Below are 21,084 nucleotides of genomic sequence, written 5' to 3'. Positions count from 1 at the left end.
GTCGACCGCGAAGACAACCATGCACCCGGCAGCGTCCGTCTCGACGCAATTACATGCTTGACGTCCCAGCGGCGATTAGACAACCCCGTCAATTCGGCTGGGGTGGTTGTCAGGAATTCCCCTTCCCCAGCGGGGCGGCCTAACTCTTGGCGGTCTCTCCCGCCTCACGCAGCCTGGCGTATTGCAAGGTGACGGCGCGAAGGTTCTGCTTCAACCAGTCGGCCATTTTTTCTTCTTCGCTGAGATTCTGCTGAAGAGAGTTGGTTGCCTGACTAAACCCTCCGGCTTCGGCGAGTACGAGCAATGAGTTGTAGGCGGCGATCTCGTAATTTTCGAATGCAAAGTTGGCGAAGCTGTTCTTGAGGATTTCGTCGCCGGCTACGGAATGTCCCATCGCCGCCATGCTGCCGACCATCGACATGGCCGTGTCTTTCAATGTGGAATGGTCCTCGCCGAGGCCATCCAGAATGGATTCCAGCCGGGCGATCTGCCCTTCGGTCTCCGTGATATGCTGCTGCAGGCGATCGGCGACCTGCGGATAGTTCTCGATCCGCTTGACCTGAGGCTTCATGATCGAAAGTGCCTGGTTCTCCATGGCGTGGGCGTTGCGCAGCCCAACAATGAAGATCGAACGGGTTTCGGAGTTGACGTCAGTGTCCATAGGATTTCCTCGCGATTTGATTTGTAGAACCAAACCTCGGCTTCGCCGATTTGTTCCTGGCGAGATTTGATGGACTCGTACCTATTCTTGGTCTTTAAGCAGCGCTGCACAAACATCGCTCACGACCTGCGGCAGGACGTCGAAAGCATAGCCGATGTGAAGCCGCTCAGGCGGCGTGTGGTAGTCTCGTCCCCACGGACCGATATTGATGGTGGGAATGTTGGCTAGCCCACCTGACTTCGGCCAGCGAATGCCGTCCCGCCACATCGGCGTGTTGCGGGCGACGACCTTGAGACCGGACTCGGCCGCCTCGCCAAAGAAGCTCATATCCGAGATGCCGGCGAAATAATCCGCACAGCCGATTGCCGAGCCATAGCGGGCGCTTGCGTCGGCCGCGACGTCCGAAGCGATCGCCCGCAGCCGCGCCGCTGCCGGCCGGTCCGAAAGGTTCGTCGGCAAGTAAGGTATCGAGCCGAAGCCGGTGACGATTGCCGGTCCCGGCAAGCGGCTCAATCGCCATGCCTAGTCGGTGACCAGCCGGCATTGCTCCGGCAGTGGAAGATCGCGGGCGGCAAGCGAAGCCCCAACGGCGCCAAGCCTCGATCTTGCCTCCGCGTCGAGACGGTCCAGCACTGCCTCGTAACGATGCAGGGGGATTGTTTCGAGGAGATCGATCGCGGCGCTGCCGTGCTGGAAGTGCCGCCGCCGCTTCAACTCCGCCAGGCAGGCCGAAGCAGCATCGGCGCAAAGCCGGTCGAAGCGTTCGAGCACCTCATCCGGCGTCCGGCGATAGCTCAGCACGTTGAAGGTGGCGAACGCCGCAGCCGGCGTGGTCACGTCATAGCCGGACTTGCCGTCGCGAATGCTGAGCAGACTCGGCGGTGTACCCGGAAGCGACCGGGAGTCGTCGGTCAGCTCCGATGCCCATTCCACCCGGGCGGCTATGGCCGCGGCAATGGTCGCCGCATTCAGGCCACTCAACGGAAAGCCGCTATGCGCGGGAACGCCGACGACATGGGCCGTCGGAAGCAGCTTGCCGACCGTTCCAAGCGCGATGACGCGACCCTTGCTGCCGTCCCCGTCGTCGGCGATCGCATCGAGATTGATCGCCGCGAAAATGTCCAACTCGTGCTCGCCGGCTATCTCGGTGAGAACCTGTGCCGCTTTGCGCGCACCGGCAGAATTGTTCTCTTCGTCGGGAACCGCGATAAACAGAAAGTTTCCCGCCGCGTTGGTGCTTTCGGCGAATGCGGCGCAAACCGCCAGCCCGGCGGCCAAACCGGCCTTCATGTCGAGCAGCCCGCGGCCGGCGAGAAACTCCCCCGAGGCGAAGTCGTCCCGCGCCCGCCTCACGGCAGGCGCCTCGGCCATGGCCAAAGTTTTTCTTAGCGCTTGGGTGAGTTGTTGCGGCTGGGTGGCCAGATCCTCCAGATCGCCATAGTCGCGCGTCGTGACGGTGTCGTAGTGACCGGTCAGCACGATGGTGGCGCGGCCAGTACCGCGGACCAGCATCGCCACGCAATGGCGGCCATCTTCCGGCTCGACCTCTATGGTCCAGGTTCCGCGTGGCGAAACGCGGCTTCGCGGCGTAACTCGTCTGCCAGCCACGGGCCGAACGAGGCTTCGCCGCCGGTCCCGGTGACGCTCTTCTGCTCGGTCAATGCGATGGCCCAGCGCATGGCGCGCCCGGACAGGCTGCTTTTCGCCTCACCGTTCATCATTGTGCCCGATACAAGATGCAGGAGAACGAGCTTAGCGCCAGCAGGGCGATTTCCTCAAGAGTTGCGTTGCGCCGGCTTACATCCTCCTGGCTTCGTCAGAAGCCGGTTGTTTCACCGGGGCTTGCTTCTGGTCACAGGTGGCCGGCCGATGCTGTAAGCTTCGCGCGAACATCCGCCACCCCGGTTCCGCTTTCGGTTGATCTGTCTTTTCTTTGACGCGAGCGTCCGACGCCCAATCCGAAAGAGCACCCCTCGCATACCCTGTCGGGAACAAAGCTTGGGCTGCGTGCTTATGGGATTGGCTGCGGTATTTCCAAGGCAGCCAGATCGGAGAAAGACATGAAGAAGAAGACTTGGAAGAAGCCCGTCATGTGCGAAGTCGCGGCGGGAATGGAGATATCGCGCTATTTGCCTGCCGAAATCACCACAAAGAAATGACATTACGCAACCGGCGGGTACGGCATCGGCTGTGCTCGACCGGTTCGCGACATTGCTGGAATAGAGAAACGCGGAGTTTGTCACGGCGTGTGGATTAGGATCATCGGGTCCGCCGCGGGTGGCGGTTTTCCTCAGTGGAACGCCAACGACAGGCTGAACAGGGCCGCGCGGGCGGGTAATCCTGGGGTCCGCCCGCGTCTTCAGACGAGTGTTGCGGCATCTCCAGACGGGCGACACTGGGTGCTTTTCAATGCCTCTCCCGATATCCGCCAGCAGATTGCTGAAAACCCTGAACTCCAACCGCATCCGGAGATGTCGGCACGCGCCACACCGCTGGCAGCCGTCGTCCTGACCGGCGCCGAGATCGACCAGATTTCGGGGCTCCTCAGCTTGCGTGAGCGGCAACCCTTCGCTCTTTATGCAACGGAGCAGGTTCTGGCGGTTATCGCCTCCAATTCGATCTTCGATGTCCTCGATGCTCAGATTGTTTCGCGCCGCTGCCTTCCTCCTGAAGGCTTCATCGATCTTTGCGATGCCGAGGGCGCGGAAATCGGCATCCGCATCGAGGTGTTTTCCGTTCCTGGCAAGGTGGCGCTCTTTCTTGAAGATGGCGGCCGACAGGATCCGGAGCTCCGTTCCGCCGATGGCGGCACGATCGGGGTTCGTCTGATGGAGGGGAGCCGCTCGCTGCTCTTCATTCCCGCTTGTACAGCCGTCGATGAATCGCTGCGGCAACGGATTGCCGGCGCCGACATGGTTCTCCTCGACGGCACAGTGTTCACGGACGACGAGCTGATCACGGCCGGCGTGGGCGTGAAGACCGGCGCGCGCATGGGACACATCGCCATGTCCGGACCGAACGGTGCGATCGCATGTCTGAACCACCTGCCGGTCGACCGCCGGATTTTCATCCATATCAACAACACAAATCCGGTTCTGGACGAGGAATCGCCCGAACACGCGGCGGTGCGCGCAGCTGGATGGGAGATTGCGCAAGACCGGATGGAGCTCATGCTGTGAACGATTTTTCCGACGTGGTCGGCCGCGGCCTCAATGAACAAGATTTGCGCACAGTCCTTCTGCAGGTCGGCCGCGAGCGTTATCACAACCGACACCCCTACCATCGCAGAATGGTGGAGGGAGCGATGTCGAAGACCGAGCTGCAGGCCTGGGCGCTCAACCGCTACTGCTATCAGGCGGCCATCCCGCGCAAGGACGCCACCATCCTGTCCTACGCCGAGGATCCGGCATTCAGGGCCGCATGGCGCAAGCGCATCGAGGACCATGACGGCGAGGACGGCCGGAGTGGCGGAATTGCGCGCTGGCTGCATCTCGCGACGTCGCTCGGCCTTGAGTCGGAAGAGGTGAAAAGCCAAAGGCTGGCGCTGCCGGCAACACGCTTCGCGGTGCAGGCGTATGTCAATTTCTGCGCGTCCCATACGCTGCTCGAAGCAGTTGCTTCCTCCCTCACCGAACTCTTCTCGCCCGATATTATCGCAGAACGCGTGCCAGCGATGCTGGCGCGATACGACTTCGTCAGGGCCGACACGCTCGCCTATTTCGATCGGCGGCCCGATCAGGCCGCACGCGATTCCGATTTCGCGCTGGGCTACGTGCTTCGCTACGCCGATACGCCGGAACGTCAGCAGAAGGTTGTCGACGCCTTGGTCTTCAAGTGCGATGTGCTCTGGGCGATGCTCGACGCGCTCGACTACGCATATGGGCGTGACGGCGTCATACCCCCTGGCTGCTTCCGGCCGGAGACCAACGGATGACAGCGGACCGCCGGAGAGGGATTGTATCGGCGCAATCTCGCCCGCGCCTCGCGCCCTATGTACGCCTGCGTTTCGATCCCGTCCGGAATGCCTGGGCGGTGCTGGCACCCGAGCGCGTTCTGTGGCCCGATGCAATCGGACTGGACATCCTCCGGCGCTGTGACGGCAAGACGTCAATCAGTGCCATCGTGAGGGAGCTTGCTTGCGAATATGACGGTCAGGGCCAGGAAATCGACGCCGACGTCGGCGCCTTCCTGCAGGAATGGGCAGACCGGCTGTTGGTGCGGCTGTGACGCAGGCGCCGTTCCCTCCGATCGCGATGCTGGCTGAGCTGACGCATCGCTGCCCTCTGCAGTGCCCCTACTGCTCCAATCCCATTGATTTGCTGAAAGCCGACCGTGAAATGGAGACGGAACGCTGGCTCGACGTGTTCGAGCAAGTGGCGGCTATGGGCGTTCTTCAAGTGCATCTTTCGGGCGGCGAGCCGACGCTGCGCCGGGACCTCGAACAGTTCGTGTCAACGCTGTCGCAAACCGGTGTCTACACCAACCTCATCACGGCCGGCGTCGGCCTTGCCGGCATCCGTCTGGAAGCACTTGCCAGCGCGGGGCTAGACCATGTTCAGGTGAGCTTCCAGGGTGCCAATGCCGAAACCACCGCGCGGATCGGACGCCATTCCGGCGCCCACGCGCAAAAGCTCGCTGCCGCCAGACATGCGCGGGCCCTCGGACTGGCGCTGACGATCAATGCGCCGATCCATCGGCACAACATCGCGGAAATTCCCGATTACATCGACCTGGCGCTCTCGCTCGGCGCCGAGCGGCTGGAGATTGCCAACGTGCAATATGCCGGCTGGGCGTTGCTCAATCGTCGCTATCTGCTGCCCGACGGCGCCTCGATAGAGCATCAGGTCGCGACCGTGGAGGCCGCACGGGCACGTCTTGTCGGCGTGCTGGAGATCGATTTCGTGGTGGCGGATCATTTTGCGACCTATCCCAAGCCCTGCATGGGCGGCTGGGGGCGCGATGCTTTCGTCATCGCACCGGACGGCTTGGTGCTGCCCTGTCATGCTGCGATGACCATTCCATCGCTGCGATTCGAGCGCTTCGGCTCTCGGCCGCTGGCCGACATTTGGCGGGACTCGCCGGCATTCAACGCCTTCCGTGGGACGGACTGGATGCTGGAACCCTGCCGCAGCTGCGAGCGCCGTGATGTCGACTGGGGCGGCTGCCGTTGCCAGGCGCTGGCGCTGGCCGGCGATGCTGCGGCGGCCGATCCCGTATGCGTCAGGTCGCCCCTCCATGCCCGGATGGCGATGCTGCTCGAGGAGACGCTTCCGCCGTCCGATGCGAGGACCGGCGGAGACCTCATCCCGCCCTTTGCCTTTCGCCGTATCGGCCGCACATGATCTCGATCAAGAGTCCGGGGCCACCCTCGTTCTCACTCGGCGGCTGGAAGGAACAGTCGAGGTGAGGCCGATCCAGATCTGACCAGCCGTCACCACAAGGCCGTGAATATCCAGAGTGGAACCTTTTCAATGGCGGGGAATTAATCCAACTCCGCCTCGGTCAGTCACTGCGGGAGAGGGAGCTGCAGCGGAATGAGGCTGGCGCTTGCTGTTCTTGCCCTGTTGCTTTTCGTCGCTGCTCCCGGTCTTGCCGAGCCTCAGACGGTGGTAATCGGCTATCTCGGCCAGTCGCGCAAGCCGCCCTTACAGTTGGGTCCGCTGGACCAGTTCGCGACAGATGACGGGCTGCAAGGCGCACGTCTTGGCATCGCCGACGACAATACGACCGGGCGCTTTCTCGGCCAGCATTTCCGGCTGGAGGAGCGAGTGCTGAAGCCCGCCGAGGCGGCATCGGACGCGATAGGCCAGTTCGCTGGCGCCGGCCTTGCGTTTGTCGTCGCCGATCTTGACGCTGTGCCGCTCACGCAGGCGCTTGCGGCGCTTGGCGCCGAGAAGATGCTGCTGTTCAACAGCCGCGCTACCGACGATGCGCTGCGCCAGCAGGACTGCAGGAAGAACCTGCTACACACCATTCCAAGCCGCGCCATGCTCGCCGACGGCCTGGCGCAGTACCTGGTGTGGAAGCGCTGGCAGCGCTGGTTCCTGCTTGTCGGCACGCATTCTGCCGACCAGGCGATGGCCGCCGCTTTTCGCCGCGCGGCGCAACGTTTCGGGGCCGAAATCACCGTCGACCAGCCATGGACGTTCCGTCCGGCGAACGGACGCGCTGATACCGGCCATGTCACGCTGCAGTCAGAAATACCGGCCGCCACGCAGGTCGCCGATTATGATGTATTGGTCGTCGCCGACGAGGCTGACGAATTCGGCGCCTATCTCGATGACCGCACGGCACTGCCGCGACCGGTCGCCGGCACGCAAGGGCTGGTTGCGGCCGGTTGGAGCGCCGTCACCGAGGAATGGGGAGCGACGCAGTTGCAAGACCGCTTCCGGAAGCAGGCGGGGCGATGGATGACGCCGAGCGACTATGCCGCCTGGCTCGCCGTGCGCAGCGTCGGCGAGGCCGCGACGCGGCTGCGCAGCGTCGATCCGTCAGCCATCGCCGGCTACATGCGCGGCGACGATTTTCTTCTCCCCGGTTTCAAAGGCCAAGGGCTCAGTTTTCGTCCATGGGACGGGCAACTGCGGCAGCCGATCCTGATTGCTGGGCCTCGCCTGCTGGTCTCCGCCTCGCCGCAGCCCGGCTTCCTGCATCAGCGGACGCCGCTCGACACGCTTGGCATCGATCTCGAGGAGAGCGCATGCCGCTTTTGACCGCAATCCTCCTGGTGGTGTCCGTGCTTATCTCGGTCGGTCCTGTTGCTGCCGAAACCGTCTACGTGTCGAACGAACAGGACAATGCGGTTGCCGTCGTCGACGGGGCAAGTATGAGCCTCTCGGCAACGATCGACGTCGGACGGCGGCCGCGCGGACTGGCGCTTTCCATTGACAAGAAGACCCTCTTTGTCGCTGTCGGCGACGACAATCGCATCGATGTCGTCGACCTTGCCAAGAGACGAGTGGTCGGCCAACTGCCTTCGGGAGCCGATCCGGAATTCTTCGTCGTGCATCCCGACGGCAAGCGGCTGTTTGTGGCCAATGAGAACGACAATCTGGTCTCGGTAGTGGAAATCGCCTCGGCCAAGGTCATCGGCAACGTCGATGTCGGTGTCGAGCCCGAGGGAATGGCGGTCAGCGCGGACGGCCGTTACGTCGCCTGCACCTCGGAGACGACGAGCATGCTGCATCTCATCGACGCCGGCACGCTCGATCTCGTGGATAATTTGCTGGTCGACACGCGACCGCGCGCCGCGGCGTTCTCCCCGGACGCAAAGCGGCTTTGGGTCTCTTCCGAGATCCGCGGCACGGTGACGGTCTTCGACACCTTAACACGGGCTGAAACCGGCAAGGTCCAGTTTGAGGTGCCGGGTATTCGCCGCGAAGGCGTCCAGGCCGTCGGCATCGAGATGTCGCGTGACGGCGGCACTGCGTATGTCGCGCTGGGTCCCGCAAACCGGATCGCCGAGATTGACACGGCCACGCTGGCGGTGCGCCGCCTTTATCTTGTCGGCCAGCGGCCATGGCACGTCGCGCTGGCAGACGATCAGAGACGCCTATTCAGCGCCAACGGCAATTCCGGCGATATCTCGGTCATCGACCTTGAGAATGAAGAGGTGGTCAAATCGCTGCCGGTCGGGCGCGGTCCGTGGGGCGTCGTAGTTGGGCCATGAAAGCGCTGTCGCTCGACAATCTGGGGCACAGTTTCAAGGACCGGCGGGTGCTCGACGCTATCTCCTTCTCGGTCGAGCAGGGCAGGATGTGCATCCTGCTTGGTCGCAACGGCGCCGGCAAGACCACCTTGTTCTCGCTGATTACCGGTCTCTATCACGCTCGTTCTGGCTCGGTGCAAGTGTTCGGACACGCCATGCGCACCGACCCTGCGACCGCGCTCGCCCAGATGGGCGTCGTCTTCCAGCAGCAGACGCTCGATCTCGATCTCACGGCGGGCGAGAACCTACGCTATCACGCCGCCCTGCATGGTCTTGCCGCCGACGTTACCAAGGTCCGAACACGCGAGGAACTCGGCCGCCTCGAAGTCCTCGACAGGCTCGGCGATCCCATCCGCTCATTGTCGGGCGGCCAGCGGCGGCGTGTCGAGATCGCCCGTGCGCTCATGCACCAGCCGCGCCTTCTCCTGCTCGACGAGCCGACCACCGGACTGGACGTGCCCGGGCGCCGGGCACTGGCGCAGCATGTTCGCGGCTTATGCCGCGAACGCGGCATTGCGGTATTGTGGGCGACGCATTTCCTTGAGGAGGTGACTGCCGAAGATGATGTTGTCGTGCTTCACGGCGGCCGTGTGCGATGGGCAGGCCGCGCCGATCGCATTACCGCCGAACTCGGCGTCGGCAGCATGGCAGACGCGTTCGCTCGCTTGACGGAGTCGGCATGATAACCCGTCATGCGCTGCGGGCGCTCATCGGCATCTTGCAGCGAGAACTGCTTCGCACGCTGCGCCAGCGCGGCCGCCTGATCTCGGCGATTGCCCGGCCATTGGTATGGCTGGCCATCTTCGCCGCCGGCTTCCGCTCCGTGCTCGGCCTGTCGATCACGCCGCCTTACCAGACTTATGTGCTGTATGAAGTCTATGTGGTGCCCGGGCTGGCCGCGATGATGCTGCTGTTCCACGCCATGGCCAGTTCGCTGGCAATGGTCTATGACCGCGAAATGGGCAGCATGCGTCTGTTGCTGACCGCGCCGCTGCCGCGCTGGTATCTGCTCGGCGCTCGCCTGCTCGCCAGTGTGGTCGTCGGCCTGCCGCTCGTGTACCTGTTCTTGCTGATCGCGCGCTACTGGGACGTGCGGCCACCGATGCTCGGCTATCTCGCGGTTCTGCCGGCGCTGGTGCTGTCCGGGCTGATGCTTGGCGCCTTCGGCCTGCTCGTCTCGTCAGTATCGGCCCAGATGGAGAATTTCGCCGGGGTGATGAACTTCGTCATCTTTCCGATGTTCTTCGCCTCGACCGCGCTCTATCCACTGTGGCGACTTGCCGAGGCTGGTCCGGTGCTTGCGACGGTCGCAGCGCTGAACCCGTTCAGCCATGCAGTCGAGCTGATCCGCTTCGCGCTCTATCTGCGCTTCGAGCCGGTCTCATGCCAAGTAGTTCTGGCCTGCCTCGTCGTGTTCTTCCTCGCCGCGGCGGCCGCTTATGATCCCGGTCGTGGCCTGTGGTCGCGACGCGGCGAGCAATGACTTTCATTTGAGCGAATAGAGGTAGGCAGCCACGTCCCGCGCCTCCTGCTCGGAAATTCTGGTCGAAGGCATTGCCGTATGCGGGCTGATCTCCCTTGCCGCACGGATCCAGCGGATCAAGTTTTCCGGCTTGTTGTACAAGACGCCGCCGACGTAAACCCGGTTGGCCAAGCTGGCGTCGAGGCGCGGGCCGACCAGCCCTTGCGCTCCGGGAACGCCGGTGATGGTGTGGCAACCGGCGCAGCCATTGGCCATCATGATCGGTATGGCGCGGGCGCCGACACCGCCGGTCGCATCGTCGGCCTTCTGCTCGACCCGACGGCTTTGCTCGAAGTACAACGCAATCCCGGCCAGGGCTGCAACGAGCACGACAATTACCGCAGCGCCGATTATGGCTTTAGACAGCGTGAAGCGCATGCGGCGCCTCCTTTCGGCTGCTCGAGCGGATCCACAGGCCGGCCAGCAGCAACGCCGCGCCGCCATAGATCAGGCCGGCCGGAACCCACATCACCAAACCGGCGAGTTGCTGGTCCTCGAGCGGACTAAGGCTCCACAATTCTGCGCCGGCGGCGTTTTCCGGGTACCACAGCCTTGGCGAGACCAGCAGCAGCACTCCGAGCAGGCCGGTGTGCAGCGAGGTGAAGAAAAGGTGCATGACCGCGCTGCCATAGGCTTGTTCGCGGCCGGGGCGCGGCAGCAGCACCCACCAGAACAGCAGGCCGCTACCGAGGAAGCTGGCATGTTGCGCATAGTGCAGGGCACCCTGTCCAAGCGCTGCCTCGAACAGGGCCGGAACGTGCCACGCCCATATCGCGACGCCGTGCAGGACGGTGGCGGCTGCAGGGCGGCTGATGGCGACCCAAACCGCTCGCAGCATCTTGGCGTGCCCGGCTGTGCCCAGCGCCTGCCGCAGCTTGATCGGCAATGCCCACATCATCGCCGCGGCCGGACAGGAGGCGACCAGCAAGGGCGCCGCCACCGCCATCAGCAGCTCATGTTCGATCATATGGGCGGTGAAAACGCGCTCACCCAATGCATGGAGCGGATTGACCAGCGCTGCTGCCAGAATGACCCAGCCGGCCGCGAACAGCAGGGCTTGCCACAGCCGCAACGGGCGGCTGCGAGCACTCCGCCGCCACAACCGAGCGGCTCCAGCGGTGTAAAGCAGTGCGATCGCTGCCAACGGCAGCGTAATTGGCAGCGCCAGCGTCCAACCGGCCTGAGGGGCGCCGGCACCGTAGCAGATGGAGGTCGAGAAGAGCGCCTCGAAGCTCATCGTATGCAGCCGTCAAGAATGAGCGAGGCAGCGCCCTGCATGACGATTACCAGCGTAAACAGCACCGCGCTTAGAATACTGACATTGGCGACGAAATCTTCGGTGCCGCGCGTACGCTCCGGTTTGAAGGCGGCGCCGCCTTGCTGTCGCGCCCGCCACGAAAGCGCGCCGCCGAGCAAGGCCAGCACCGCCAACACCAACGCAATGACGGGGATGATCGCAATCCTGTGAGCGCACTGCCACTCGACAACCGCGTAGTTCAGTTGCGTCGATACCGCCCAGGCCAATGGCCCCGACAACAGCCCACCCCAGGAAGTTCCGTACCGAACCGCACGCATCTCAACCCAGCCTCGGCGTCCAGTAAATAAACAGATAGATCGGGATCCAGGTCGCGACCACGAAATCCCAGTAGAAGACGTTGTCGCCCACATCCCCGAAACGCCGGCCGCTATAGCCATGGCGCGTGAACATCAGAACCGTCAGCACCAGCGTGTCGCCGACATCGGTGATCAGATGTGTGGTGTGGAGGCCGAGCAGCACCCACAGCATCGAGCCATACGCATTGGTATCCCAATAAATGTTGAGGGCCGGAAATTCGAACCAGCGCACGACAAGCGGTGCGATGCCGAGCAGCGACATCACCAGCAGGCCGATGCGCACCGGCACCATGGCACAGGCTTCGGCGTAGCGGTTCAGTATGTGGTTGGGCACCACGCTGGCGAGCAGCAACAGCATGACGATGGTGCCCGGCCAATGGTTGGGCGGCGGCACGCCGAGCGGCCATTCGGGGGACAGGTAGGCAAGGTAGAGATAGGCGCCTGCGGCGAGCGCGAAACCAGTGCCCTCAAGCGCCATGAAGGCGAGGGTGCCCCACCAGGTCGGGCTGCGCGGTCCGAGCCCGAAGGTCGGGAGTTCGGAAAGATCCGCGGCCGGGCGCTGTTTCATTCCTCGTCCTCCGGATCGCCTTTCGGCCAGAACCAGCCGATCAAGGTGATGGCGATCGGCCCGGCTCCCCAGACCACCGCCCACGGGCTGAAGATCGAATAGAGAAAGGTGGCGCCCACGGCGAGGGCGGCGAATAACGGCCAGATCGATGGCGTCGCCGACTTCTCGCGCACATCGGGATGCGCCTCTGCCACGGTCGAAATAACAAGTTCGCGCACGTCGACACGAAGCCCAGTCGCCACCGGCAGCGTATCGCGTTCGGCCCACAGCGGCTCGGCATGTGTAACCACCGGAATATGGGCGAAATTGTAGTTAGGCGGCGGAGACATTGTCGCCCATTCCAGAGTGCCCGCATTCCAGGGATTGTCCCCGGCCGGCGCGCCCCTCAAGGCGCTGTGAACCAGGTTTATGGTAAACAGCACGAAGCTCAGGAACAGGACGACCGCGCCGGCTGTGATGAACAGGTTGATGTTGCCCCAGCCGAGCTCCGCCGGATAGGTGTAGACCCGGCGCGGCATGCCCCACAGCCCGACAATGTGCATCGGAAAGAACGCCGCATTGAAGCCTATGAAGGCAAGCCAGAAGTGCCAGCGTCCGAGACGCTCGTTCATTATCCGGCCGGTGATCTTGGGGAACCAGAAATAGGTCGCGCCGAGCAGCGGGAACACCGACCCGCCGATCAGCACGTAATGGAAATGCGCGACCACGAAATAGGTGTCGTGCACTTGCAGGTCCAATGGGACCGAGGCCAGCATCACGCCGGTCAGGCCGCCTGCGACGAAGGTGAAGAAGAAGCCGAACACGAACAGCAGCGGCGTCCTGACTATCGGCTTTCCGTCCCACAATGTCGCCAGCCAGCAGAAGATCTGCAGCCCGTTCGGGATGGCGATCAGCATGCTCGACGCGGTGAAGAAGCTCGCGCCGAGCTTCGGCAAGCCGGTTGCGAACATGTGGTGGACCCACAGGCCGAACGACAGAAAGCCGACCGAAATCAGCGACAGAACCATGCACAGATAGCCGAATACCGGACGCCGGGCGAAAGCGGCGATGATCGAGGACACCATGCCGGTGGCCGGCAGGAAAATGATGTAGACTTCGGGGTGGCCGAAGAACCAGAACAGGTGCTGGAAGAGCAGTACGTCGCCACCCTCGGCGGGATTGAAGATATGGGTGCCGACCAGCCGGTCGAGGATCAGGAACGTCGACGTGATCATGACCGCCGGCATGGCGAACACGATCACGAAGGAGGTGACCAGCATCGCCCAGACGTAGAGCGGAATCTTGTCCAGCGACATGCCCGGCGCGCGTTGCTTCAGCACGGTGACGATGGTGGCAACCGCGACCGCCAACGATGACACTTCGGTATAGGTGATCATCTGCGCCCACACGTCGGAACGCTTGCCTGGCCCGAATTCAGGGCCGGACAGCGGCACATAGGAGAACCAGCCGACGTCGGGCGCCATGTCGAGTGCAAACGACACCCAGGCGAAGAGGCCACCGGAGAGATAAATCCAGAAGCTGAATGCATTGAGGCGCGGAAAGGCGATGTTGCGGGTGCCGACCATCAGCGGCACGAGGTAGATGCCAGTCGCCTGAACGATCGGCACTGCAAACAAGAACATCATGGTTACGCCATGCATGGTGAACAGCTGGTTGTAGCGGTCGGGCCCGATCAGCCCGCGCTCCGGCCCCGACAGTTGGATGCGCATGGCAACGGCGCTGAGGCCACCGAGGCACAGGAAGAAGAAGGCGGTGATCAGGTAGCGCCGCGCGACAATTTTGTGGTCGACGCTCGAGAGCGCACCGATGATGCCCGGTGCCGTCTGCCATGTCCGCGCCAGCCAGCGGTCAAGGCTGGCGTCGTCGAGGCCGGTATCGCGAGGACCGTCGTGCTCGGGAGCTAGGTCACCCTTTTGTGCTGCGGCGCGTTGCTGGGCGAGGTCACGCTCATGGGCTAGGTCGGCGCTGCTCATTTCAGGCCCTCGAGATAGGCTACGATCGCATTCAGCTCGTCCCCGTTTAGTCCCACTACGGGCATGTGGGCACCTGGCTTGATCCCTTGCGGATCGGCTATCCAGGCTGCGAGATTGCCGCGGCTCATCGCCAGCGTTCCGGCAGCGAGCGTCTGCCGGCTTGCGATATGTGTAAGGTCGGGAGCGACCGTACCGCCGGCGATGGTGCCGCCGATCTTGTGGCACATCACGCAAGGCCGTTTGAGGAATAGGTCATGGCCGGCTTTTGCCTCGCCAGAGGCAGGAGCGACCGCCGGCCGCAGCTGATCGTTCAGCCACGCGTCGAAGACGGGCCGGGGTTCGGCGACGATGAAGGTGCTCATATTGGCGTGCTGCGCGCCGCAGAACTCGGCGCACTGGCCGCGATAGACGCCGGGCTTGTCCGCCTTCAGATCGAGAACGTTCTCGTGGCCTGGAATGAGGTCCAGCTTGCCCGAGAGGTTCGGCACCCAGAAGGAATGGATGACGTCGGTCGAGGTCACGACAAGCCGCACCGGCTCCCCCGCCGGGATATGGATTTCATTGGCGGTCGTCAGGATGCGGTTCGGCTGATCGTTTTCGTAGCGCACCTCCCACCACCATTGATGCCCGGTCACCCGGATCGTCAGCGCCGCATCCGAGCCGATGGCGGCGAGCGTCCGGTTAGCGAAGTAGCTCAGCAGCGTCAGGCCGACCAGGATCAGGGCGGTAGCGGCGAGTGCGGCGACGACAATTCGCATCTTGCTGCGCTCGGCGGCAGCGTCGAGGACAAGCGGATCGCCGAGCGGCGCCGGGCGCCGGGCCAATGGCGTAATCAGCACGGCCATCACCAGAAGCCAGACCGCCGTGCACAGCGCGGTGAAGAACCAGATCAGCCATGCAAGCTCGCCCGCGGCCGGGCCTTTCGGGTCGAGCGCGGATTGCCAGCCGCTGCATCCTGCAAGGAGCAGCATGCAGGCTGTGCTGCAGCACACCCTGCAAAGAAGGCGGTTCACGGCGACTTCCCCAGCGTCGCGGCGTCCGGCAGGCGATTTTCGGATGGATGGGGCATCATGTCGTCGTCGCGGCTCGGCGCAGCGGACTTTGGCGCGTTGCCGCTCAGCGCGCGGACGAAGGCGGCAAGCTCCCAGATCTGGTCGTCAGGGATCTTGTCGCGGAAGCTCGGCATGCCGTTCGGCCGGCCGTCCCTGATCGTGGCGTGGATGCTTTCGATCGAGCTGCCATAGAGCCACTTCTGGTCCATGAGGGCCGGGCCCATGCCGCCGCCGCCATTGGCATGGCAGCCGGAACAGTTGAACCAGTTGAACAGACGCTTGCCCTCGCTGAGGTGGAAGGCGTTGGCCTCGAACACGCCGGCCTTGTTGTCGGACGAGGCCGGCCGTTGGCCGCCCGGCTCGAGGGCCGTCACAGCCGCCGGTTGGTTGCCCGAGCCGAGCACCGACTGTGGACGCGTGTCGCGTTCCTCGCGCTGGCAAGCGGCAAGGACGAGCATCGCCGACAGCAAGCATGGAAGGCCGCGGTTCATCGCACTGCCGCCCCGGCGCCGTCGAGGCGAGGCACGCCATATTCCGCCAGGATCGTATCGATCTCGGCGCGGTGTTTGGCAATAGCTGCGTCTACCTCACCGCGCAGTGCATCGTCGTCGCGGCGCACGGCCATCGAGATGTCGTAGATCATCGGCAGCAGCGGACCGTCGATACGCGGCGCAACCGGCGTAATTCGTAACGGAGCTTTTTGCCTGGCGGCGAAGTAGCCGGCCAACGGTCCCCAGACGACGGCAACATCGATGTCGCCATTCGCCACCGCCTCGATGATGCGCGCTGGCGGGTTCGGCGCGGAATAGTCGCCATAGACCGGGAAGCCGATGAGATGGCCGACGATGCCGCGGCGCCCGAGCGCCTGGACGGGTGGCGAGTTGGCGCCGTCGTCGCCGATCAGCTGGACGCCGATGTGCAGATCGCGCAGGCGAGGATCGTTGAAGGACGTGATTTCCGGCGCATCCTTTCGTGTCACGAAGACGTAGGAAGACCGGTAGTAGGGCGCGGTGGTGCGCAGCATTTCGAGATTGGCGGGTGTGCCGGGCACCAGATCGCACAGGCCGGCTTTCAGCGTGTTGCGCACAAAGCCGCGCCGCTGTGCCCACCATGTGTAGGAAACAGTCGCACCAAGCTCCTCGGCGACGAGTTCGGCAATCTTGTTTTCAAAGCCCTCCCTGGCGGCATTGGAGAACGGCATGTTGTTGGGATCGGCGCAGATTCTCAATTCGCGCGCATCGGCAAGGGGGGCAACAAGCGAGAGCGCCAGTGCACCGACCGCGGCGGCAAGCCGCCGCGGTCGCGTTCTCCGTGGCCGCGCAACTCGGCCGATCGTCTCAAGGCAGCCGGAACACATACAGCGTACCTCCCGGCGTGGTTACATCCTTCAGATCCTTCATGACGTTGACGAAGCCCAGCGCGGCGGTGGCGTCGCGCGGGTCGAGATCGCCGGATACGATCGCCCCAGCCCAGCCGCCGACGCCCGAAAGGACCGCGACATATTGGTGCCCGTCTGGGCCGCGATAGGTGATCGGCTGGCCGATGATGCCGGACGACGTCTTGAACTGCCAAAGCAGCGCGCCGGTCCTGGCGCTGACCGCCTTGAACCAGCCTTCCATCGTGCCATAGAACACGACATTGCCGGCGGTGGCGACGGCGCCGCTCCACACCGGAAAGTTCTCCTTCAGGCTCCACGCCGGCTTGGCGGCGGCGACATCCCAGGCGGTGAAAGCGCCGCGATTGCCGCCCGGCCCCGGAATCATGCGCACGTTCATGCCGACATAGGGCGTCCCGGCGATGTAATTCACCTCGACGCCTTCTTCGTCCATGCACATGTTATTGTGCGGAATGTAGAGCAGGCCGGTCTTTGGCGAGAACGCCGAAGGCTGCCAGTCCTTTAGCCCGGATGCGGTGGGGCAGATGTCGCGCACGACCTTACCGGTGCCGGTTTTTTTGTCGGGATTTACAATCAGCCGGCCGGTCTTTAGGTCGACGCCCTTGCTGGAATTGACAGGCCCGAACGGCACCGCCGACAATACCTCCCCCGTCGTGCGGTCCAGCAAATAGACATAGCCGTTGCGTTCCGGTCGGACCAGGACCTTGCGGAGCTTGCCCTGCCAAGTCATGTCGAGCAGCACCTGCTCGTTGATGCCGTCGTAATCATGGAGGTCGTGCGGGGTCCATTGATAGAACCATTTGGCTGCGCCGGTGTCGGGATCGCGGGCAAAGATGCCGGCGGTCCATTTGTTGTCGCCGGGCCTCAGATCCGGATTCCACGGGCCGGGATTTCCGGTGCCGTGGAAGATAAGGTTCAGATCCGGATCATAGGAGATCCAGCCCCACACATTGCCGCCGCCGATCTTCCACGCATCGGGCGGCCATGACGTCACGCCGAGATCCTTGCCCTTGTCCATGTCGTAATGCGGCTTGAAATCGGGGCCGATCAGCACCTCGGCGTCCGGGCCGGTGTTGTAGGCCGTCCAGACGACGTGCCCGTCGCCGGCGTCGAGCGCCTTGATCCAGCCGCGCACGCCCATTTCGCCGCCGGAATTGCCGACCAGCACCTTGCCCTTGACCACCAGCGGCGCCATGGTGATGGTCTCGCCGATATTGATGTTGCCGATATGGGTGTTCCAGACCGGTTTGCCGGTGGCTGCATCAACGGCGATGGTATGGCCGTCGAGGGTGTTGAAATAGATGCGCCCGTCGAAGAAGACCGCACCGCGGTTGACCACGTCGCAACAGGCAACGCCCTGCGCCGCAGGCTCGGGATTGGGCTCGAATTTCCACTCCATCGGCGCGCCGGGCTTGGTAAGGTCAAGCGCGTAGAGGATGTTGGGAAACGGCGTCACGATGTACATCGTGTTGCCAACGACCAGGGGCGCAGCCTCCTGGCCCTTGTTGACGCCAGTGGAGAATGTGAAGGCCACCTGCAGGTTCTTGACGTTGTCCTCGGTGATTTCCGCAAGTTCGCTGTAGCGGGTCGAGGCGTAGTTCTTTGCCGGCATCGCCCACTGGCCGTCGTCGGGCGGAGCAGCTGCGGACGGCGGATTTATCGCAAAGCTTGACGTTGACTGAGCAACCGCCGTGGTAACTAGCGCGAAGCCTGCCAGCAGCGTCCATCCCAGCATCGCAGCCATTGGCCTTTCTCCCCTTTTGGCTGACACACTGGTTTTCGCTGCCACCTGTCGCACTTGCCTCATTAGCGTATCGACCCGCCGACACCGGCGCCAAGCTCTGCGGCTACGTCCGCCTCGGTTCCGGCACACAATGGATGGCCCCAGCCGGAAGCGCTCTTGCCGCCGGGATCGAGGTCGAAAATGATAGCGTCCTTGCGGTTTGGGTTGACGCCGGCCGGTACCTTGTCCAGCCCGAGTGCGGCCCGCACCCGCCAGGCGACATTGTGGTCGGCACAAGAGGAATCGCCGCTTATCCCGAGGGCCCCGACGATCCCCTTGCCGTCGTAGAGAGCCAGGCCACCGCCAAACACGACGACACCGCCGATGGGCTTTCCCAGCAATGGATCGCTGGAGCTTCCATACGTAGAAGGATCGCCCGCATAGGCTGCCGCCTGATTGACCGGATTGGTGGCCAGGAGGCCGAATAGAGGACCGCCGGGCTGCACCGGCGCGTAGAGGTTCGCGGTGGACAAAGCCATCTGCGCGAGGCTGAGCCCGTTGGCCGTATTGGCTTTTTCGGCGGCGATCAGTCGGCTGCCGGGCCACTGGGCGTCGGCGGTAGGCCCGCTGAAGGCGACGGCGCAGACAGTTCCGTCGCGAGCCACGATTGCCGCCCATTCATTGGTATCGAAGCCGCCATTGCCGGGGCCGCCGCTGGCTTTGACGTTGGCCTTGAGGGCGGCCAGCAATTTGTCATGGTCGGCCGGGCAAGGTGCTTGAGCCCAAGCCTTTTGCTGGACGGCGCCGATTGTAAGCAGGAACAGACATAATGCTACTGAGACAATCCGATGGCGATCCATTAGCTGCGCCGTCTTTGTTGAACACTCCCAACGCGCGAGAGGCGCAGAAGTGCCAAATGGAATGAAATAAATGTCGGATTCCGTCGGCCAAACTCGGCGGCCGGCGCTCGGGATAGTTGATCCGGGCGTTCTCATTCAACCGCAAATTGGAGTTATTCCCGCGGTGGTCCGGGCTCGGCCGGAACGGAGGGCGCTGTTCGCAGTTGTGTCGGATGCTGTCTGCAGTCGAGCAACTGGCTCAATCGGTGAAAGAGCGGCGAGCGGTCTTGTTCGTTGGCGCCGGAGTATCGATGAGCGTCGGCTTACCGTCCTGGCAAAAGCTCATCGAGCACATGCAAAACGAGCTCGGCCTCGACGAGGACATGATCGGCGCACCGGAGGCCAACTATCAGGCCCTTGCCGAATATTACCGGCTGAAGCAGGGGAGCCTCGGCCCTTTGCGCAGCTGGATGGATCGCGAATAGAGCGTATCGCGGGAAAAAGTGCGGGGCTCGGCGATCCACAAGCTTATCGTGTCGCTCGATTTTCCGATCATCTACACCACCAATTATGATCGCAACCTGGAGGTTGCCTTCGAGATCCATGGCCGGCCCTTTGTGAAAGTGGCCAATGCAAAGGACTTGCCCAAGACAACAGGCGAGGTCACCCAGATCATCAAATTCCACGGCGATTTCGACGACGACAAATCGCTGGTTCTGGCGGAGACCGATTATTTTGAACGGCTGTCGTTCGATTCGCCGCTCGATGTGAAATTTCGGGCCGACGCGCTGGGGCGCACCATCCTGTTCATCGGCTACAGCATGTCCGACATGAACATCCGTCTGCTGCTGCATAGGCTTTGGCAGACCTGGCAGCGGTCGGGCTACGAGAAGAGCCGTCCGAAATCCTTCATCTTCATGTCGCAGCCGAGCATCGTCCAGGAGGCTGTTCTCGGCCGCTGGGGCATCGATATGCTGACCGAAGAGGCCGACGATCCGGAGGACGCGCTGCTCGCATTCCTGAACGAACTCAAGGACAGGGTCGGCCGGCCAGACGGCGCCTGAAAAGCCTGCGCCGTGACGAAGCTGTGGGGAACCGGCCGGCCCGATGTGAGTTGGGGAGGCTAAGTCTCACGGGATCAAGCCTGTATGAAGGAACGCAAACACAAGCGAAGAGTGCATATCAAACATGGCCTGTCGGCCGAGCAGGTCTATGAGATCAATTTCTTTGCCCGCAAATGCGGCCTGACCAGGGATGAAGCGCTCAAGATGATGCGAGATGCCGGTCGGTTGAAGGATAGCGCGAAGGCATCTTACCAAACCTGGGCGAAGTAGCGGCATGGATCACGCCTCTTGGGCGGCCTTTCTCGGGACGGTCATCTTGATGCAGATGCCGCCGGGGCCTGACAGTCTGCTGGTGATGGCGCGTGGCATCGGGCAGGGCCGGGAGGTTGCCCTGTTAACCGTTCTGGGCATGACCCTCGGCGCCGGCATGGTCCAGTTGCCGCTCCTTGCCCTCGGCATATCGTCGCTGCTCCAGGCGTCGCCCCTTGCCTTTGCCATGCTTCGCTGGATGGGCGCGGCCTATCTCGTTTGGCTTGGATCACGTTTGGTATTGTTGCCGTCGGACGGGGTCGAAGTCGAGAAGCCTGCGGCCGTCGGGCCGCTCGCGGCTGCGCGCGAAGGGATGATCGCCAATCTGGTAAATCCCTGGCCGATAACCTTCATGGTGGCTTTCCTTCCACAGTTCGTCGATCCGGCTCGCGGATCGGTTACACTGCAATTGCTGCTGCTCGGAGGCACCCAGAAGATGACCGGTGTGCTGGTGCTGGGCACATATGCGCTCGCATCCGGCACGCTCGGGGCCTGGATCATGAGGCGACCGAAGGTAAGGCTCTGGCAGCAGCGCGTGGCAGGCTGCTTCGTCGTCGGTCTCGGTATCCGCATGGCACTCGGTGGTGGCGCACACCGCTGAGGATCGAGCGATGCACCGGCGGCCGCCCCTATGGAACATCCATCGACAATTTTC

The 21,084-nt window shown here is 63.3% G+C and carries 24 protein-coding genes and 1 pseudogene; 12 read left to right on the top strand and 13 right to left on the bottom strand.

The genetic code is table 11. The features are described 5' to 3' along the window. Positions 1-139 precede the first annotated feature (139 nt). The 3 genes from NKH29_RS22095 to NKH29_RS22085 all read right to left on the bottom strand — a co-directional run bounded on the left by NKH29_RS22095 (position 140) and on the right by NKH29_RS22085 (position 2,269). Entirely contained in the window at positions 140-661 is a 522-nt protein-coding gene (locus NKH29_RS22095; protein ID WP_352482843.1) for a ferritin-like domain-containing protein, read from the bottom strand. A gap of 81 nt (positions 662-742) precedes the next feature. Beyond that, the gene (locus NKH29_RS22090; protein ID WP_352789702.1) at positions 743-1,174 is read right to left on the bottom strand and encodes a zinc-binding metallopeptidase family protein; all 432 of its coding nucleotides are present in this window, start codon (positions 1,172-1,174) and stop codon (positions 743-745) included. Between the two features lie 9 nt (positions 1,175-1,183). Continuing rightward, complete coding sequence (locus tag NKH29_RS22085; RefSeq protein WP_352482841.1) at positions 1,184-2,269, bottom strand: M20/M25/M40 family metallo-hydrolase; 1,086 nt, start codon at positions 2,267-2,269, stop codon at positions 1,184-1,186. A 452-nt stretch (positions 2,270-2,721) separates the two neighbouring features. On the opposite strand from NKH29_RS22085, the gene NKH29_RS22080 reads away from it, so the two are divergent. The 9 genes from NKH29_RS22080 to NKH29_RS22040 all read left to right on the top strand — a co-directional run bounded on the left by NKH29_RS22080 (position 2,722) and on the right by NKH29_RS22040 (position 9,852). Then, the gene (locus NKH29_RS22080) at positions 2,722-2,820 is read left to right on the top strand and encodes a pyrroloquinoline quinone precursor peptide PqqA (protein WP_352482840.1); all 99 of its coding nucleotides are present in this window, start codon (positions 2,722-2,724) and stop codon (positions 2,818-2,820) included. Positions 2,821-2,907: 87 nt separating this feature from the next. Beyond that, positions 2,908-3,840, top strand: a complete 933-nt coding sequence (gene pqqB / locus NKH29_RS22075; RefSeq protein ID WP_352482839.1) for a pyrroloquinoline quinone biosynthesis protein PqqB — start codon at positions 2,908-2,910, stop codon at positions 3,838-3,840. 14 nt (positions 3,841-3,854) lie between these two features. Then, the gene (pqqC, locus tag NKH29_RS22070) at positions 3,855-4,595 is read left to right on the top strand and encodes a pyrroloquinoline-quinone synthase PqqC (protein ID WP_352493902.1); all 741 of its coding nucleotides are present in this window, start codon (positions 3,855-3,857) and stop codon (positions 4,593-4,595) included. Next, on the top strand, positions 4,592-4,888 hold the full coding sequence (pqqD, locus tag NKH29_RS22065) for a pyrroloquinoline quinone biosynthesis peptide chaperone PqqD (RefSeq protein ID WP_023716589.1): 297 nt from the start codon (positions 4,592-4,594) through the stop codon (positions 4,886-4,888). The genes pqqC and pqqD overlap by 4 nt, the downstream gene beginning before the upstream one ends. Further along, positions 4,858-6,003 (top strand): pyrroloquinoline quinone biosynthesis protein PqqE, encoded by a 1,146-nt coding sequence (gene pqqE, locus NKH29_RS22060; RefSeq protein ID WP_051409553.1) that lies wholly within the window; start codon positions 4,858-4,860, stop codon positions 6,001-6,003. The genes pqqD and pqqE overlap by 31 nt, the downstream gene beginning before the upstream one ends. Positions 6,004-6,195: 192 nt before the next feature. Next, positions 6,196-7,374 (top strand): lanthanide ABC transporter ABC transporter substrate-binding protein PedA1, encoded by a 1,179-nt coding sequence (locus tag NKH29_RS22055; RefSeq protein WP_352789705.1) that lies wholly within the window; start codon positions 6,196-6,198, stop codon positions 7,372-7,374. After that, positions 7,362-8,330, top strand: a complete 969-nt coding sequence (locus NKH29_RS22050; protein ID WP_023716592.1) for a PQQ-dependent catabolism-associated beta-propeller protein — start codon at positions 7,362-7,364, stop codon at positions 8,328-8,330. Before NKH29_RS22055 ends, NKH29_RS22050 begins: the two co-directional genes overlap by 13 nt. Next, a complete protein-coding gene (locus NKH29_RS22045) occupies positions 8,327-9,052 on the top strand; it encodes a lanthanide ABC transporter ATP-binding protein PedB/LutE (RefSeq protein WP_023716593.1) in 726 nt (241 codons plus the stop codon). Before NKH29_RS22050 ends, NKH29_RS22045 begins: the two co-directional genes overlap by 4 nt. After that, the gene (locus NKH29_RS22040; protein ID WP_023716594.1) at positions 9,049-9,852 is read left to right on the top strand and encodes a lanthanide ABC transporter permease protein PedC; all 804 of its coding nucleotides are present in this window, start codon (positions 9,049-9,051) and stop codon (positions 9,850-9,852) included. Before NKH29_RS22045 ends, NKH29_RS22040 begins: the two co-directional genes overlap by 4 nt. 3 nt (positions 9,853-9,855) lie before the next feature. Here NKH29_RS22040 and NKH29_RS22035 read toward each other — a convergent pair whose 3' ends face one another. The 10 genes from NKH29_RS22035 to NKH29_RS21990 all read right to left on the bottom strand — a co-directional run bounded on the left by NKH29_RS22035 (position 9,856) and on the right by NKH29_RS21990 (position 18,966). Next, the gene (locus NKH29_RS22035; RefSeq protein WP_352482833.1) at positions 9,856-10,269 is read right to left on the bottom strand and encodes a c-type cytochrome; all 414 of its coding nucleotides are present in this window, start codon (positions 10,267-10,269) and stop codon (positions 9,856-9,858) included. Next, positions 10,250-11,128, bottom strand: coding sequence for a cytochrome c oxidase assembly protein (locus NKH29_RS22030; RefSeq protein WP_352482832.1), 879 nt, complete (start codon positions 11,126-11,128; stop codon positions 10,250-10,252). Before NKH29_RS22030 ends, NKH29_RS22035 begins: the two co-directional genes overlap by 20 nt. Next, on the bottom strand, positions 11,125-11,466 hold the full coding sequence (locus NKH29_RS22025; protein WP_023716597.1) for a hypothetical protein: 342 nt from the start codon (positions 11,464-11,466) through the stop codon (positions 11,125-11,127). The genes NKH29_RS22030 and NKH29_RS22025 overlap by 4 nt, the downstream gene beginning before the upstream one ends. Before the next feature lies 1 nt (position 11,467). Continuing rightward, positions 11,468-12,073, bottom strand: coding sequence for a cytochrome c oxidase subunit 3 (locus NKH29_RS22020; RefSeq protein ID WP_352482830.1), 606 nt, complete (start codon positions 12,071-12,073; stop codon positions 11,468-11,470). After that, positions 12,070-14,046, bottom strand: coding sequence for a cytochrome c oxidase subunit I (ctaD, locus tag NKH29_RS22015; RefSeq protein ID WP_352789708.1), 1,977 nt, complete (start codon positions 14,044-14,046; stop codon positions 12,070-12,072). The genes NKH29_RS22020 and ctaD overlap by 4 nt, the downstream gene beginning before the upstream one ends. After that, complete coding sequence (gene coxB / locus NKH29_RS22010; protein WP_352482828.1) at positions 14,043-15,017, bottom strand: cytochrome c oxidase subunit II; 975 nt, start codon at positions 15,015-15,017, stop codon at positions 14,043-14,045. The genes ctaD and coxB overlap by 4 nt, the downstream gene beginning before the upstream one ends. A 38-nt stretch (positions 15,018-15,055) precedes the next feature. Then, positions 15,056-15,589 (bottom strand): c-type cytochrome, encoded by a 534-nt coding sequence (locus NKH29_RS22005; RefSeq protein ID WP_352638931.1) that lies wholly within the window; start codon positions 15,587-15,589, stop codon positions 15,056-15,058. Further along, positions 15,586-16,455 (bottom strand): substrate-binding domain-containing protein, encoded by an 870-nt coding sequence (locus tag NKH29_RS22000; protein WP_352482827.1) that lies wholly within the window; start codon positions 16,453-16,455, stop codon positions 15,586-15,588. The genes NKH29_RS22005 and NKH29_RS22000 overlap by 4 nt, the downstream gene beginning before the upstream one ends. Then, positions 16,436-18,238: a methanol/ethanol family PQQ-dependent dehydrogenase gene (locus tag NKH29_RS21995; protein ID WP_353000570.1), complete on the bottom strand. Its 1,803-nt coding sequence runs from the start codon at positions 18,236-18,238 to the stop codon at positions 16,436-16,438. Before NKH29_RS21995 ends, NKH29_RS22000 begins: the two co-directional genes overlap by 20 nt. A 62-nt stretch (positions 18,239-18,300) precedes the next feature. Continuing rightward, complete coding sequence (locus NKH29_RS21990) at positions 18,301-18,966, bottom strand: heme-binding protein (protein WP_502897684.1); 666 nt, start codon at positions 18,964-18,966, stop codon at positions 18,301-18,303. Between the two features lie 323 nt (positions 18,967-19,289). Here NKH29_RS21990 and NKH29_RS32685 point away from each other — a divergent pair. The 3 genes and pseudogenes from NKH29_RS32685 to NKH29_RS21970 all read left to right on the top strand — a co-directional run bounded on the left by NKH29_RS32685 (position 19,290) and on the right by NKH29_RS21970 (position 21,030). Then, positions 19,290-20,120: pseudogene (locus NKH29_RS32685) on the top strand (SIR2 family NAD-dependent protein deacylase). 84 nt (positions 20,121-20,204) lie between these two features. Then, positions 20,205-20,390 (top strand): hypothetical protein, encoded by a 186-nt coding sequence (locus tag NKH29_RS21975; RefSeq protein ID WP_352789711.1) that lies wholly within the window; start codon positions 20,205-20,207, stop codon positions 20,388-20,390. A 49-nt stretch (positions 20,391-20,439) separates the two neighbouring features. Further along, positions 20,440-21,030: a LysE family translocator gene (locus NKH29_RS21970; RefSeq protein WP_352494026.1), complete on the top strand. Its 591-nt coding sequence runs from the start codon at positions 20,440-20,442 to the stop codon at positions 21,028-21,030. Positions 21,031-21,084: the final 54 nt, after the last annotated feature.

The organism is Mesorhizobium sp. M1295 (genome assembly GCF_040318135.1).
Classification (GTDB): Bacteria; Pseudomonadota; Alphaproteobacteria; order Rhizobiales; family Rhizobiaceae; genus Mesorhizobium.
Note: the sequence above shows the minus strand (reverse complement) of the source record. Positions and strands in the feature narration are given on the sequence as shown.